Origin of the sequence: Salinicola rhizosphaerae (genome assembly GCF_014652715.1) — a bacterium.
GTDB classification, from domain to species: domain Bacteria; phylum Pseudomonadota; class Gammaproteobacteria; order Pseudomonadales; family Halomonadaceae; genus Salinicola; species Salinicola rhizosphaerae.
This window is the reverse complement of the sequence record NZ_BMZI01000001.1, coordinates 537693-553592: the sequence shown is the minus strand read 5'-3', so window position 1 is coordinate 553592 and position 15900 is coordinate 537693. Positions and strand designations below refer to the sequence as shown.

The 15900-nt window shown below is 58.6% G+C and carries 11 protein-coding genes; 6 read left to right on the top strand and 5 right to left on the bottom strand.

Annotation, left to right across the window (positions count from 1 at the left end):
- The first annotated feature begins 41 nt into the window (after positions 1-41).
- The 5 genes from IE125_RS02415 to IE125_RS02395 all read left to right on the top strand — a co-directional run bounded on the left by IE125_RS02415 (position 42) and on the right by IE125_RS02395 (position 7268).
- Positions 42-1454, top strand: coding sequence for a cytochrome ubiquinol oxidase subunit I (locus IE125_RS02415; protein WP_189442978.1), 1413 nt, complete (start codon positions 42-44; stop codon positions 1452-1454).
- 3 nt (positions 1455-1457) lie between these two features.
- Positions 1458-2459 (top strand): cytochrome d ubiquinol oxidase subunit II, encoded by a 1002-nt coding sequence (cydB, locus tag IE125_RS02410; RefSeq protein ID WP_189442977.1) that lies wholly within the window; start codon positions 1458-1460, stop codon positions 2457-2459.
- Positions 2456-4165, top strand: a complete 1710-nt coding sequence (gene cydD / locus IE125_RS02405; protein ID WP_189442976.1) for a thiol reductant ABC exporter subunit CydD — start codon at positions 2456-2458, stop codon at positions 4163-4165. Before cydB ends, cydD begins: the two co-directional genes overlap by 4 nt.
- Positions 4166-4205: 40 nt before the next feature.
- A complete protein-coding gene (cydC, locus tag IE125_RS02400; protein WP_189442975.1) occupies positions 4206-5966 on the top strand; it encodes a thiol reductant ABC exporter subunit CydC in 1761 nt (586 codons plus the stop codon).
- Positions 5967-6062: 96 nt separating this feature from the next.
- Positions 6063-7268, top strand: coding sequence for an AGE family epimerase/isomerase (locus tag IE125_RS02395; protein ID WP_189442974.1), 1206 nt, complete (start codon positions 6063-6065; stop codon positions 7266-7268).
- Here the strand turns inward: IE125_RS02395 and IE125_RS02390 are convergent.
- The 5 genes from IE125_RS02390 to IE125_RS02370 form a co-directional block, all read right to left on the bottom strand.
- On the bottom strand, positions 7265-9079 hold the full coding sequence (locus IE125_RS02390; protein WP_189442973.1) for a SulP family inorganic anion transporter: 1815 nt from the start codon (positions 9077-9079) through the stop codon (positions 7265-7267). The genes IE125_RS02395 and IE125_RS02390 overlap by 4 nt on opposite strands.
- A gap of 725 nt (positions 9080-9804) precedes the next feature.
- On the bottom strand, positions 9805-10572 hold the full coding sequence (locus IE125_RS02385; protein WP_189442972.1) for a hypothetical protein: 768 nt from the start codon (positions 10570-10572) through the stop codon (positions 9805-9807).
- A 56-nt stretch (positions 10573-10628) separates the two neighbouring features.
- On the bottom strand, positions 10629-11189 hold the full coding sequence (locus IE125_RS02380) for an acyltransferase (protein ID WP_189442971.1): 561 nt from the start codon (positions 11187-11189) through the stop codon (positions 10629-10631).
- Between the two features lie 8 nt (positions 11190-11197).
- Complete coding sequence (locus tag IE125_RS02375) at positions 11198-14044, bottom strand: O-linked N-acetylglucosamine transferase family protein (RefSeq protein ID WP_189442970.1); 2847 nt, start codon at positions 14042-14044, stop codon at positions 11198-11200.
- A gap of 165 nt (positions 14045-14209) precedes the next feature.
- Positions 14210-15073, bottom strand: coding sequence for a flagellin N-terminal helical domain-containing protein (locus IE125_RS02370; protein ID WP_189442969.1), 864 nt, complete (start codon positions 15071-15073; stop codon positions 14210-14212).
- Between the two features lie 554 nt (positions 15074-15627).
- On the opposite strand from IE125_RS02370, the gene IE125_RS02365 reads away from it, so the two are divergent.
- Entirely contained in the window at positions 15628-15870 is a 243-nt protein-coding gene (locus IE125_RS02365) for a hypothetical protein (RefSeq protein WP_189442968.1), read from the top strand.
- Positions 15871-15900 lie beyond the last annotated feature (30 nt).

The following is a 15900-nucleotide window of genomic DNA, read 5'->3' as shown; positions in this document are numbered from 1 at the left end:
CTCAAGGAGAGGCCCGTTCGTGCGCTAGCGAGGAGTCAGTCATGGCGTTGGATCCTGTTCTGCTCTCACGATTGCAATTCGCTTTCGTGGTTTCCTTTCACGCAATCTTCCCGGTCTTCACGATCGGCCTGGCCTCCTACGTGGCCGTACTCCAGGGCCTCTACGTGGCGACCGGCAATGCGGTCTGGGACCGCCTGGGTTACTTCTGGACCAAGATATTTGCGGTCGTCTTCGGCATGGGTGTCGTCTCGGGGATCGTCATGGCCTTCCAGTTCGGCACCAACTGGAGCAACTTTTCCCAGTTCGCGGCGAACTTCATCGGCCCGATGCTGAGCTACGAGGTGATTACCGCGTTCTTTCTCGAGGCGGGTTTTCTCGGCGTGCTGCTCTTCGGTCGCCACAAGGTGTCACCGTCAGTTCATTTTTTCGCGGCATTGATGGTGGCGGTCGGCACTTTCATTTCGGCTTTCTGGATTCTGTCGTTCAACAGCTGGATGCAGACGCCCCAAGGCTACGAGATCCGCGAAGGTGTGCTGCATGTCACTTCCTGGCTGGAGGCGATGTTCACGCCATCGTTCCCTTATCGATTCGCGCATATGGCGCTGGCGGCATTCCTGACGGGTGGGTTCGTGGTCTGCGGCGTCAGTGCGTGGTTTCTGCTGCGCCGGCGAGACGTGGAAGCGCACCGGCGTGCGCTGTCGATGACGCTATGGCTGCTATTGATTCTGACGCCGCTGCAGGCCTGGGTCGGCGACGAACACGGCCTCAATACCCTGGAGCACCAACCGATGAAGGTGGCGGCGATGGAGGGGAACTGGGATACCCAGCCAAACGTGCCGCTGCTGCTGTTCGCGCTACCGGATCGTGACCTGCAGGCCAACCGATTCGAGATCGGCATTCCCAACGGCGCCAGTCTGATCCTGCGTCACGACCCGAACGGTGTCGTGCCCGGTCTCAAGGAGATCCCGGTCGAACAGCAGCAGCCGGTGTGGATGGTGTTCTTCAGCTTCCGCGTCATGGTCGGCCTGGGGCTTCTGATGATTGCGTTCGCCGTTGCCGGGCTGGTTCTACGCAGGAACGACCGGCTCTACACCTCACGCTGGTATCTGCGCGGACTCCAGGGTATGAGCCTGGCGCCATTTATCGCCGTACTGGCGGGGTGGTTCGTGACCGAGATCGGGCGCTCGCCGTGGCTGGTCTACAACGTGCTCTCCTACGAGGACGCGGTGACACCGTCGCTGTCGGGCTGGATGGTACTGCTGACGCTGATCGGCTATGTCGCGGTCTACGCGGTGATCTTCGTCGCGGGTGTCTACTACCTGTTCAAGGTGATCCGCCAAGGGCTGGACGAGCTGGGGCCGGATGAAGAGATCCACGATTCGGATCGTCCCGCGCGTCCGCTCTCCGCCACTCACGTGCCGTTCGACGGCAGCACCGCATCCGCCAGGAGCTGAATCATGGAAATGTTCGATCTGTCGCTGATCTGGGCTGTCATCATCGCGGTCGGGATCATCATGTACGTGCTGATGGACGGGTTCGATCTCGGGCTCGGCATTCTGTTTCCTTTCGCGCCTGACGAAGACGCCCGCGACGTGATGATGAACTCCGTCGCGCCAGTGTGGGACGGCAACGAGACCTGGCTGGTGCTCGGCGGGGCAGGACTCGTGGCGGCGTTTCCGCTGGTCTATACGATTTTGCTACCGGCACTCTACATCGGTGTCTTTCTGTTGCTGGCAGGCTTGATCTTCCGCGGAGTCGCCTTCGAGTTTCGCTTCAAGTCGAAGCGCACCAGAGGCTACTGGAACGCCGCGTTTGCCGGCGGCTCGTTCGTGGCGGCGTTCGCGCAGGGCTGCGTGGTGGGCGCCTATATCCAGGGCTTCGAAACGGCCGATCGCGTCTACACCGGGGGCGCTTTCGACTGGCTGACGCCGTTCTCGGTGCTGACCGGTATCGGGCTGGTCATCGGCTATGCGCTGCTGGGCGCCACCTGGCTGGTGCTCAAGTCCGAAGGCCATGTGAGGGAGTGGGCGCGCAACCTGGTGCCCAAGTTGCTGGCCGGGGTGCTGGCGGTATTCGCGATCGTCAGCCTGTGGACGCCGTGGATCGATCAGGGCGTGTTCGAGCGCTGGTTCGATCACCTGCAGATCATCTGGCTGCTGCCGTTTGCGGCGCTACTCTGCGCGCTCGGCATTTTTCTCAGCAACCGGCACCGGCGTGAGGGGCTCGCATTTCTGCTGACGTTGGGCATGTTCGTCTTCACCTACCTGGGGCTGATCGTCAGCCGTTGGCCGTACGTCGTGCCGCCGCAGTACACGCTGTGGGATGCCGCCTCGGCGCCTGAGTCCCAGTTTTTCATCTTGATCGGTGTGCTGTTCGTGCTGCCGATCATTCTTGCCTATACGGCCTGGTCCTACTGGGTCTTTCGCGGCAAGGTTCGCGTCGGCGAGGGCTACCATTGAGCGCCGATCGACGCGCACGGAATCCGTCGCGGGCGTGGCTCGCGGCGCAGGCGCTGCCATCCCGGCCCTGGTATCGCGCTGCCGTGGCCTGCGGGCTGGTTGCCGGCCTCGCTACGCTGGTCCAGATGGGCCTGCTGGCGTGGGTCATCGATCGCATCGTCATCGCGGGTGCCGGGCTCGGCGGTGTGAGCCTGGCGGTGGCGGGCATCGCCACGGCTATCATCATTCGAGCCGCGGGGCAGTGGGGCCAGGAGGTCTGCGGCCAGCGCTGCGGCCTCGCGGTCAAACGTCAGGTTCGCGAGCGACTGCTCAAGCATCTTCATCAGCTGGGCCCGGTGAGACTTGCTTCGCGACAGGGGGCGGGCGTAGCCAACCAGCTGGTCGATCAGGTCGAAGCACTCGAGGGGTACCATGCCCGTTTCCGGCCCCAGATGATCCTGGCGGCGCTGCTCCCGGTGCTCTATCTCGGCGTGGTGCTGTGGCTCGATTGGCTGGCCGGTATCTGGCTGCTGATCGCGGCACCGCTCATTCCGCTGTTCATGGCGCTGATCGGCATGGGGGCACAGCGACTGAACGAGGCTCAGTTTCAGGCGGTGGCCCGATTGGCTGGACACTTCCTGGATCGAGTGCGCGGCATCACCACGCTGCAGCTCTTCGGCCTTGGCGAGAGGAGCGTGGCCGAGGTGAGCGAAGTCGCCCACGACTACCGTAGACGCAGCATGAAAACGCTGCGCGTTGCGTTTCTATCGTCAGCGGTGCTCGAGTTCTTCGCGGCAGTGTCGGTGGCGGTGGTGGCCATTTATATTGGCTTCGGTCTGCTTGGCTACATCGATTACGGCCCCGCGGGCAGCCTGACGCTCTTCAGCGGCCTGTTCATACTGCTGCTGGCGCCAGAATTCTTCCAACCGCTGCGCACGCTCTCCCAGCACTATCACGATCGCGCCTCGGCCCTCGGCGCGGCCGAAGGGCTGATGGCACTGTTGGCGGAGCCGGTGCCGGAAGACGATCGATCCAGAACTCCCGATTCACTTCCTGGGTCCCTGGCCTGTCGCTTGACGGGCGTCGAATTCGCTCACGCCGGACGCGAACGTCTGCTCGGCCCGCTATCGCTGGACGTACTCGATGGCGAGGTCGTCGCGCTGGTCGGCCCGTCGGGTTGCGGCAAGTCGAGTCTGCTGCAGCTGATCGCGGGGTTCGTCTCGCCGACGGGGGGCAGCCTCGCCGCGCGGCGAGAGCCGGCCGTAGCGTGGCTCGATCAGCGGCCGCTGATCATCCACGGGACGCTGGCGGAGAATCTGCGTCTGGTCGCGCCCGAGGCGGACGACGGGAGTCTCCGGCAAGCGCTCGAGCAGGCGGGGCTCGGCGCCTGGTTGGCACGAGCTCCGGCAGGGCTGGCGACGCCGCTCGGTGAGCGTGGGGTAGGGCTTTCCGGGGGCGAAGGCCAGCGACTGGCTCTGGCGCGGGTGTTTCTCTCGCCGGGGACGCTCGTCCTGCTCGACGAACCAACGGCCGCGCTGGATTCCGTCACCGAGCGTGAGGTGATCGCGGGGCTCGAGTGTCTGGCCGCGAGCGGGCGAACGCTGATCGTCGCGACACACCATCCGGCGATCATGGCGATGGCGGATCGGATCTTCTCGTTGGAGGCAGGCCAGCTACGTCCTGTTGCACGAGCCGAGGTCCGCGAGGTAGGGGAGGCACTTTCATGAAGCGGGTATTCATGAGGTGGGTGTCCATGGGGTGGGTATTATGAGAACAGGATCGAAACAGGCGGCCGAGCTCCTCGCGCGGGACGGCGCTCACGACGGCGCGGCGAGGGAGCGCGTGGCGCTCACGCTGCAACCGCTGAAGCCGTGGCTCGCGGTACTCGGCGAGCGGCGAGGGCGACTGCTGATCGGCGCGCTGCTGATGCTGTTGACGTTGCTCAGCGCGCTGGGGTTGCTCACGCTCTCCGGCTGGTTCATCACGGCGACCGCGGTCACCGCGGCTCTCGGTGCCGGTGCCTATCTCGACGTCTTCACGCCCGGCAGCGGCATTCGCTTCTTCGCCGTGTCGCGCACGCTCTCGCGCTATCTGGAACGGCTCTATAACCACGACACGGTACTGCGGCTGCTTGCCGATCTTCGTGGTCGGGTCTTCCGCGGCCTGGTGACGCTGGATGCGGCGACGCTCGGCCGGGCCCGATCGTCGGAGTGGCTGAACCGACTGACCGCCGATATCGATACGCTGGATAACCTGTATCTTCGGTTATTGGCACCACCGCTGGCTGCGCTGATTGCCATACTCGGATTCGCCGGGTTCGCGATGGCGTTTCTGCCGGCGGCGGGCGTGTTACTGCTGGCTGTACTGGTGCCGCTATGGTTAGTGCTGACGCTGGGCTGCGCCTGCTGGGGCTGGCAAGCCAGCTATCGCCGTGTGGACCGCGAAGAGCGGTTGAGAGTGCGAACGATCGAGCAGATCGACGGGCTTGCCGAATTGCGCGCCTATGGGGCGACCGGGCGGCACCAAGCGCTGTGGCAGGCCGAGGAGTGCGAGCTTCTCGCCGACCAGCGTCGGCTCGGATGGCGCACCGCAGCGGCCAATGCGTTGCAGACACTCGGGGTGCAGCTCGCCATGCTGGCAGTCCTGCTCATCGGGCTTTTCAGTTTCGCCGCAGGCGACATCAGCGGGCCGGTCATGGTGATGATGGCGCTGGGTACGCTTGCGGTCAGTGAAGCGCTGGGCAATCTGCCGATGGCATTCACAAAGCTAGGCGCGACCGTCCGCGCAGCGCAGCGGCTCAATGCACAGATGACGCTACGAACGTCACTACAAGGAGAGCCGTTGACAGGCGGCGGCCAGGCGCCTGGACTTGATTACCGAGATATCAACGTGCGCCTGGGTGGTCGTAATTTATACCGTTATCTCTCCCTGTCAATCCACCCAGGAGAACGTGTTGGCATCATCGGTCCATCGGGCTGTGGGAAATCGACTCTCGCCGATCTTGCCGTGCGCGCGTTCGATCCGGATGAAGGGTGCGTCAGCTTCGCGGGCCGAGACCTGGTTGGTGTGGATCCTGCGTCACTGCGGGCGCGGATCGGATACCTGACGCAGCGCAGCGAACTCTTCCATGACACGCTCGCCGCCAATCTCAGAATCGGCGATCCGCAGGCAACCGACGCGGATCTGTGGCGAGCGCTCGAGCGGGTCGAGCTCAAGACGTGGGCCGACTCGCTACCGAGTGGCCTGGATACCTGGCTCGGTGAGCAAGGCCGCCAGGTCTCCGGCGGGCAGGCGCGTCGCATCGCCCTGGCACGCATTCTCTTGCGCAACTCGCCGCTGGTCATCCTCGACGAGCCGGTGAGCGGCCTGGATAGCGCCACTGCGGCGCGCATCAAGGCAATGCTTGACGTTTGGCTTGCCGGACGCACGGTATTGATGCTGGCGCACGCCCGGAACGCCATGCCGGCCTGCGACCGAATTGGCCGGCTGTCGCCTGGGGAGGAGGGGGCGCATTGGGTGGAGGAGTGAGCGAGATGCTCGAGCACTCGACCAGAGGTGAATAGTCGAGCTCGCAACGAGGTCTCAGACTGAAGGCTCTTCCGCTGTCGGATTGCAGGAGGGGCCATGCCACTCACGACGCCACGCCAGCTCGAGCAGCAGATTGCCCGGATCATGGGGTTCTATCACCCGCGCTGCATCGATGCCCAGTCGGGTTTCTATCACCACTTTCTGGATGACGGCACGCGCTACAACGAGGGCTACCGGCATCTGATCTCCAGCGCGCAGTTCGTCATCAACTACGCCCGTTTCGCGCGCCACACCGGCAACGACGAGTATCGGCACTGGGCCCGGCATGGGCTCAAGGCCCTCGAGGAGGGCCATCGACAAAGCCGGACCGGCGCTTATGCCTGGACGCTCGATCATGGGCGCCCGGGTGACACGCGCCAGCGGGCCGAAGGGATCGCTTTCGTCATGATGGCGTATGCTGAGGCGTTCATGGCAGGCATTCCGGAGGCCGATGCCGGGATGCAGCAGACGCATGAGTGTCTCGAGCGGCATTTTTTTGAACCCGCCCATGGACTCTACCTTGCCGAGACGGACGAGCGCTGGCATCCCCCGGGCGTGCGCAGGCAGAGTGCCAATCTGCTAATTTGCCGCGCGTTGCTCGCGGCCCATGCCACGACGCAAGCCGAGTCGTCGGCGTATCGGCAGCGCGCAGCCGAGTTGGCGACGACGGTCTGGCACAAGTTGGCGTCGATGGGGGACGGCTGGCTCTGGGAAACTTTCGATGCCGACTGGCGAGCGCTGTATGACCGAGGTTTACCGTTTGACGAACCCGGTGATGGCGGCTGGGGCTTTCGAATCGGGCATCAACTAGGGTGGGTCGAGACATTGGTGAGATTGAGCGGCACCGATGCCCGCTCACCCTGGATGCTGGAGACCGCCCAGCGCCTGTTCACTGAAACCATGAATGCCGCCTGGGACCGTAAACACGACGGTCTGATCGCGACCGTGGATTTCAATCGACACCCGCTCGATCGGGACAAGGTCCACTGGGTCCAGGCAGAAGCGCTGGTGGCCGCCGCCAGGCTGGCCGAGGTGACGGGAGAAGCGCGCTATTGGCGTTGGTTCGATCGCCTCGCCAATTACTGTGCGCGCTATTTCATCGATCAGCGTTACGGCGGTTGGTACCGAGTGCTCACGGCGGACAATCGCCCCTACTCGAGGGAGAAAAGTCCGGGTGGCAAGACGGACTACGAGTCACTGACGGCCTGCTACGCGTTGCTCCCGATTCTGAACCAGGCGAATGCGATGAATCGCGTAGCCTAGGCATCCGCCGGCGCTGGTGGCGTTTCCTGACTGAGCTTCGCGTTCTCCAGCCGATGACGAAGATCGGTCCAGGCGGCGTAGGTGCTGAGATAGACCTCGCCGCCAAGATGGTCGAGCAAGTCGCTCTTGCGCAGGCGGTCCATGACCGGCCCTTTCACCTCTGCCAGATGCAGCTCGATGGCGGAGTCCTTCAATCTGGCGTTGATCGCCTCGAGGCTTTCCAGCGCCGAGGCGTCGATCAGATTGACCGCCGAGCAGATCAGAACCATGTGCTTCAGGTTCGGTCGGTCAGCCAGTAGCCCGTAGACCGTGTCTTCCAGATAGCGGGCGTTGGCAAAATAGAGACTCTCATCGATACGCAGCAGCGCGATCTCATCGTCCACTTCGGCATCGTGGCGCTGAATGTTGCGAAAGTGCTCCGTTCCCGGCAGGCGACCCACCTCGGCGGTATGCGGGCGGCTGGTGCGGTATAGATAGAGCGCCAGCGACACGCCGACACCGGCCATGACACCGGCCTCCACGCCCTCGATGAACGTCAGCACGATCGTCATCAGCATCGCCGCGAAATCGCTGCGAGAGTAGCGCCATGTACGCTTGAGCCCGGGTAGATCGACTAGCGTCAGGGCGGAAACGATGATGCTCGCGGCCAGCGTGGCGATCGGCAAATAGGCAATCAACGAGGTCAGAAACAGAATCACGAGGCCGACGCCCAGCGCCGCGAAGCTCCCCGCCGCGGGGGTGCGGGCGCCAGCGTCGAAATTGATCACCGTACGTGAAAGGCTGCCCGTGACCGGCATGCCGGAAGTGATTGCCGCCGCCAGATTGGCGGTGCCGAGCCCGACCAGCTCCTGATCCGGCGAGATTCGCTCGCGACGGCGAGCGGCCAGCATCTGGGCCAGCGAGACCGACTCGATGAAGCCCACGACGCTGATCAGAAATGCTGGCAGCAGCAGCTCTCGCAGCAGCGCGGGGTCAAAGGAGGGCAAGCTGAGCGGCGGCAAATGCTCGGGGATCTCGCCAACGACCCTGACGCCATGCTCGGGCAGGTCGAGCGCCCAGGAAAGGGTCGTCGTGATCGCAACCGCCATGACCGGGCCGAGCCGAACCAGAAAGGTGGCTGCCCCGGCGTTTAGCCCCACCCGGCGCAAGAGTGGCCCGGCGCGTCGCATCAGTAGAAGAAACAACAGCGCCGAGGCGCCCAGCAGCAACGTCGGCCAGTTGATCTGGGCGAGATGGGTGATCAAGTGGCCGAGCTGATCGATGAGCGTGAAACCCCCGCCCCCGACACCGATCAGACTGGCGAACTGGCTCGCCGCGATCAGCACGCCGGAAGCCGTCAGCAGGCCGGAAACGACCGGATGGCTCAGGAAGTTGGCAAAAAAACCCAGTTTCAGAAGCCCCATGAGCGCGAGAATCAGACCCGAGAGCATCGCCAGCGTCGTCGCGGCCTCGCTGTAAGAGGGCGTACCGGACGCGTAGAGAGGCGAAAGCGCCGCAGCCGTCATCAGCGACACGATCGCCATCGGCCCCACGGCGAGTGTGCGGCTCGTGCCGAAGATCGTGTAGGCGATCAGCGGCAGCATGCTGGCGTAGAGGCCGGTGATCGGCGGTAGCCCGGCCAGGATGGCGTAAGCCAGCGCCTGCGGGATCACCATCAGCGTGACGATCACCGCCGCAACCAGATCCTCCCCCAGCAGGTGGCGATTGTAGTAGGGCAGCCAGGAGGAGATGGGAAACAGACGCGCCAGCCGCGCCCGCAAATGGACTTGCTCTCTCGTATCGCTACCGGTGAGTCGCTGCCAAAGGCTCATCGTAGAGTGCTGCCTCGTCATAAGCTTATCGTTGGAGGCGATAAATGGTGCGCTCGGTGGGCGTTGGGTGCAAGTCAATGAGTGTTCCGAAGTATCCCCGCTTGCGATGATGGTACGCGAGGGATGACTTGGCTAGCGATGCCTGCTCATGTGTTCGGCAGCCGCATCTCCCAATTCATATTCCGCACTGCCGCGAAACAGAAAGGTCGTGATGTGGCCGAGGCCATTCATTCAGAACAGTTTCACGTGGTTGTCATCCACTTCTGGCGCCTGCATTAAGGTCCCGATCTGTCGGTAAGATGCGAGATTGGGAGCATAAAGAAGTGCGGTATATTGGGGGGGGGGAACGCGGAAGATCGCCGGTGCCACGGTATAGGCTGCCGGATGCTCCCATTCATCATTTGTATCAGCAGGCGACCCTGTCCCATGGACACAAATGTGCCAGCGTGCTGCCAGAGAATACCTCCGCGAAACCGGTATCGCTACCGCCGGAGGGGTGTCCAGGCTTGCTGATTGTGCCGACTACCAACGCCAGCAGGCTGACGTGATGGGGCCCCGAAGTCGGTCCGTCTCGGCGCCGAGCCGTCTCTGTTCGCAGCGGTCGATACCTTCTAGGCAGACGACTGGAGCATTTCCGCTCCCAGTGAAGTCCTAATCATCGAAGGAGTCGGCTCCCTGATGTTTACCTCGAATCGCTTGAGAGTGGGAACGTGCAAGATTTTTAATCAATGTAAATTTTTAGCGAGAGAAGCATCTATGAACTGAGAGTTTCGGACATTTTCAATGAATAGCAGGTCATAAAAAGCTACTCTGTCAATGACCTCCGTTTCTTCTTTATCATGATCAATTGAAGTCTGCCATCTATTAGCTGGAGACGGTACGTTGGGATTGTGATGAATAGTCGTAATTTTTTTATGCATGCGTCGGGCTTCTTCTAGATCGTCGACGTGAAGGCCGAGTAAACTACCAACTTTTAAAGTTTTATTAAAATCTTTAAAATCGTCTGTTGAGGCCCATAAGAAATTTCCGGATATCTTTTGGTATATTCTCTCGGCTTGAATTTGCCGGTAATAAGAGTCTAAAACACCCCAATAACAGAGCTGATAGTTTGAAAGGGTTTGGGGCTCAAAAATAGGTAGAGAGCCAGGTGCTGTTGGATCGGCTGAGAACTGTTTCCCTAAGGTCGTTCTCATCGGGAAGCTACCACGCGTGTATAGACTTTTGGCTGTTTTTCTGAAATTCCTATTGAGGAAGATTAGCTGTGGAGAAATGCCCATCCTGACGAGTGGAATCAGAAAACCCTTTCCGAAAACGTTGCTCGTTTCAGCATAATGCTGCTCTTTTAAGTTGTTGATGATATTTATTTTTTCCTTTAAAAATTCTATCGATGCCCTAGGGTTTTCTTTGACACTAGGGAGTATGTCAGAATAATTGGGAGCAGGTTCATGTTCGCTGCGGATGTCGGAGAATATTTTCAATATCTCCGTCAGCATGGTCGTTCCTGTTCTGCCATGAGTAATAGTAAAAATGATGTTTTTCTTTGTTTCTATCATAACTTGGAACCATCGATTTTACGTACAGGTTTAGCAGGTCGTCCTGCTACGATTGTGTTGGCAGGTACATCGTGGGTAACCAAGCTGCCAGCGGCCACCACGGCATTCTCACCGATGTGGGCTGGGCCTAGAACGGTTACGCCTGAGCCCAGCCATACGCCTTTTTCCAAGGTGATGTCTCTACCAGTATCCGGCACTGCTTTCAGTCTTTTTAAACCAGTTTCCCTATAATCATGGGTTCCGGTTAATAGCATACAACGATGACCAAAGAAGCAGTCTTCCTTGATGGTGACATTTCCCGAGCGAGTGTTTACCAACAGATCATTTATCGATATCGTTGCTCTATCAACATGAAGCCTGCTTGGCTCGCCCCATATTTTTGGCTGTCGCAGTTCTAGATCGGTTATGAATGGCATCAGCAGTTTGGCTAGTGCTTGCAGTTCGTTTTTTTTGGCCGTCCTAAGAAGGGCGAGGAAGTCACTGTCGTTCTCATTATTAGCCTGTGCAGGCGAAGTCGAAATGTTGTCGGGGGTGGTGCTTCTTTGTATAGAGAGCATGATGAATGCTACCTTAGCAGTTTGTCTAGATCGTCGGAGATGGTGTCCGTGCTATTCCAGTCTGAGCCAGAATCGAATGGTTGGCTGAATGCGGATGGTTTTGTTTTAGCATCCTTGTTTTCCAAGAATCTTTCCCAGTTATTTGCCAATATAGAGTTTGCGGTCGCCAACAAATTATAGCTGAGGTCGCGAATGCCGTAGAGTTGGTGTAGCAGAAATGCCAGCTTAATACGTTGACTGTTGCTCATTTTTTTAATGCGATCTGCCGCCGGCACGAATAGTGCATCAGCAGTGACTAGTTCCGAGGCTTGTTTTAGTTGCACCGATGCTTCTTCCGACACGCTACTATGATAGTCAGCATGGTGTAAGCGGTGGAAACGGAAGCCATGTTTATTAGCCCATCGAATAAGGCTGCCGAGGTCTGCCTGATTTTTATGAGTGGGATTGAAGCGAACCCGGATCTGTAGCAGTAGTACTTTTTTCAGTGCTTTGGCGCCGTATTCGAGAATCGCTAGGTTGTCGTGGCGATCGTCGAGGGCCAATACATCCAGGCTTTCCAAGCCTTCGATGCTGTCCAGGGCGATACTTGGTATCTCCAACGTGTGCATTGAATCGGCAATGTCGGAGGCTAACGGCTTCAAACTAGTAATGTCGTATTCGCCTTCAACCTCTATGAGCATGGCGGGTTGACCATTACCCAGCGTGACTTGTGGGAAATGCTGAATTTCACCGTATTGTGCCAGCTCCTCAGCATTGCTGATGGCGTTTACTGGATCGAATACCAGGACCGCAATGTTGCCCGAGCCGAGTAACTCCTTGGCGTCGCTGCGTGTCGCAATACCGGCGCCGTTATCTAGAATCGTGACGGGGCTTTCCAGACTCCAGTCGAAATCGTGCTGCAATTCGGTAGTAAGTTTTACAGGCTTGGCCTCGTCTTCGAACCAAGCTTGACCACCTTTGTTGAAAGTGAGGGCGGCTGGCGACTTGCCTTCACAGTGGCGTTGCCAGATGGCGCGCAGTGCCTTATGAAGGTGTTTACCGAAACGCGCGCCGTCGCAGATAGGCGACTGTTCCAGATAGGTGCGCAGCGTGGCACGAATGATACTTAGACTTGTAAGGTCGGTGGCGAGTCCAATGGCCCGGGCTCGGTACTCTTCCCAGTTGTCGGTGACCAGCTCTGGCATGCCAGCGTTCGTGAGATGTGTTGCGCTATGGCGGCCCGCGAATGTCGGCCCGGTTCGGGTGACAACGGGAACGCCCATCAGCAAAGCTTCACAAGTGGTCAGTCCTCCCGAATAAGGCCAAGTGTCGAGAGAGATGTCGACTCTGTTATAGCTCTCCAACAAACGTTGATGATTGGATGGGCCTTCAAGCGTGATCCGGTCCCGCGTGATTCCGCAGCTTTCTAGTGTGTGCAGGACCCTTTCGCAAATTTTAGGACTGCTATATTGAGATCCCTTAAGGAACAATCGACTATTGGCGACCTTGTGCATGATTTGAGACCACTGTCTCAGCAAAATGTCGTTGACTTTGGCAGGATTGTTGAAACAACCAAAAGTGATATATTGATTTTCCATGGCCGGTAGGGCCGTGATGGAAGGTTTGTAGTATGGAGTTAGATAGCAGATGTAATCATCGGGCAGCCGGATGAGCTTCTCGGTATAGAGTGAGTCAACGTCTTCGGGTGTCTCTATTTTATCACTGAGGAAGTAGTCGAAGGACGGCATTGCCATGCTGCTGATTTGCATGCCGACCCATTTGACGATGATCGGGGCAGGCTTGATTAGTGCGACCTTGAGGCGTGAGCCACTTCCATGGCCCGCCAAATCGATCAGGATGTCTACCTCGTCTTCTTGAATCAAATTCGCCAATTGCGCGTCATCGAGATGGTAGCACGGCTGCCATTGAGTGATGACGCTCTTGATTTTTCGGGTGATAAAGTCTTCGGCGTCACTATCGCTATAAGCAACGATATCGATATCATCTGGCAGATGAGCGATTGCCGAGGTTATCATCCACCCAACCGGATGGATGCGAAAGCTGGGGGAAATTAATCCAACCTTGAGTTTCTTGTCCGGTGTGTTATCGGTATTACGCTGACTAAGCGGCTTCGTGTTCGCCGCAAAGCGAGTGTGCCAAGAACTTGCCAGCTTGAAGATATCTTCGCTCGAGACGCCGGGGATATAATGGAGCGTCAACAGCTCGTTAGAATAAGCTGTGATATATTCCGGAAAAAGCTCCTGCGCTTTCCGATAATGAAATAGAGACTTTTCAAAATTTGTGGCGTCCTTGTGGAAATTCGCCAGATTGTTATGCACGACGGGCTCGTCTGGCCTAAGTTCATAAAGCTTTTCGAGATCCTCTAGGCCTTCCTGAAATTTGAAGCTCAGAGCCTTAATGTTGCTGCGAATAGATAATATTTCCGCAAGACCGTAACCCAGTTGCTCAGCTTTTTCGAGATGGGGTAAGGCACGGTCTCCCATTCCTGCCTGATGTAGCATGGTAGCTAGATTGAAGTGTGCCTTCGAGTTAGTCGGATCGGATTTCAAGCTTGACTTCTGTATGTCGATGGCCCGTTCCGTTTCTCCTAGCATGAAATATACGCGAGACAAAGTGGTCTGCGCTAAAGCATCTTCAGGCCCTAGAGAGAGAGCGGTTTCAAGGCTCTTTTTCGCCTCTTCGAAATCGCCGATATGGAAAAGACAGTTGCCTAGGCACTTCCAGGCAAAGGGATCACGAGAGTGTCGCGCGACCAGTTCCAGCGCCAGTGAGTGTGCCTGAGATATCTTGCCCACTTGATATAGGTCGACAAATTTCTTTTGCTGGTTCTTGGGGGTCAGACGATCATGTTTCATTGCATCCGTCTCTCAGAGTACAGGCCGGTCTAGAGTTGGATGAAGGATGTCACGGGTGGGGCGGAGGGAAAGCCAAGAAAAGAGTTCGTTTAATAGTACTTTCCTTACCCTTGAGCGAAAAAAAGGCCGGCTAATAGCCGGCCCCTATCTACTGCTGCGAAATGATTACTGGAGCAACGAGAGAACGCCCTGCGGCACCTGGTTGGCCTGAGCCAGAACCGAGGTCCCTGCCTGTTGCAGGATCTGTGCCCGGGTCATGTTCGACACTTCGACAGCGTAATCAGCGTCTTCGATACGGGATTTGGCCGCTGACAGGTTAGTGGATGTGGTGGTGATGTTGTCGATGGCAGTCTCGAAACGGTTCTGTACCGCACCGAGGTTGCTGCGCTCGTTGTCGACGTTGCTAACCAGTGAGTCGAGGTCCGCGAGAGCGGTACTGGAAAGCACGTCAAATCCTTGCGCGGAGACTCCACGGGTGGTGCCGTGTACAGAAGCAATATCATTGGCTGCAGTCCCGGAGTACGCGTTCCAGCCGGAAGCAGAGCCTATGCCGATGGAGATGGTTTCATTGTCGTTGGCACCAACCTGGATGCTGAACGAGCCGGTGGCGTTCTGCGAGAAGAGGGCCGTACCATTGAAACTGGTCTGGTCCGTGACTCGATTGATCTCTTCCAGACGCTGATTGACTTCCTTCTGGATGGAGTCAATGTCAGCGGCGCTGTTGGTGCCGTTCTGAGCCTGGACGGTCAGTTCACGGATACGCTGCAGGTTGTCGTTGATCTGATCCAGAGAACCTTCGGCGGTCTGGGCCAGAGAAATACCGTCATTGGCGTTACGGCTAGCCTGGTTCAGACCGGTAACTTGGCTGCTCATACGGTTGGCGATGGCTTGACCGGCGGCGTCATCCTTGGCGCTGTTGATGCGCAGGCCGGAGGAGAGACGCTCCATCGCGGTGGAGAGCTGGCTCTGGGACTTGTTCAGGTTGTTCTGACCAATCAGCGAGGTGATGTTGGTATTGATAACTGCCATCGTCGTATTCCTTCTTGCGGTGGTAGGGCTGGGGCCCGGTGTCAGCTCTGGTGGCGATTGTGCCCCTCGAGCCTCACTGCAACGGCGCCGTCGCCGTTGTCCCAGTTATCGGCGCTAGCGGTTTTCGCTTTAGGGGCAATTTCGCTTTTTTGATGTAGCGGTTTGTTAACGTTAGCGACGAGCGACGAGCGACGAGCGACGAGCGACGAGCGACGAGCGACGAGCGACGAGCTACGAGCAGCGGTCCGCCTGCCGCTGGTGCATGCAGTCGCTGACGCGGGCCGACATCTCAGGCGGGTGAGGCAAGCTCGAGGGAACGAAAGGCCTGGATCGAGGTCTGAGGGGCTTGCCTTGTTCGCGCCGAGCGGGTGCGAGCTGGATGCGATGAGCGCGTAATTTGACTAGAATGTGGCGGCTGTGGCGTGCCTCGTGCGCCCATCGGCACGCCCCACATCCACTTTTTTCTGCTGCCATTTTGAAAGTCTGGTGCGGGTAGCCGTTTATTACATAATCAATAGCAGTTTTTATTATTTACCAAGGTCTCGATTTCAATCATGTCTCGTATGTCCGATGAGCGGGAAAAATTAAGAAAGTTTCGTGAGCTCGATGATGCTTTCTCTCAAGCACTTCGAGCGCTGGACGCTGGAAAGAGCGGTGTGCCGGAGGTCAGCCACGAAGCGGCTCCGCGTACCGATTTCGAAGATCGACTCAAGGCGCTGATGCAGGAGTATGCGCTGAGTCAGGCGTGTGTCCACCGGATGCTCACCACGTTGGTCGAATATCAACGCATTGCGTGATGCCTACCGCTACTGTTTGGCGGCAGGGGC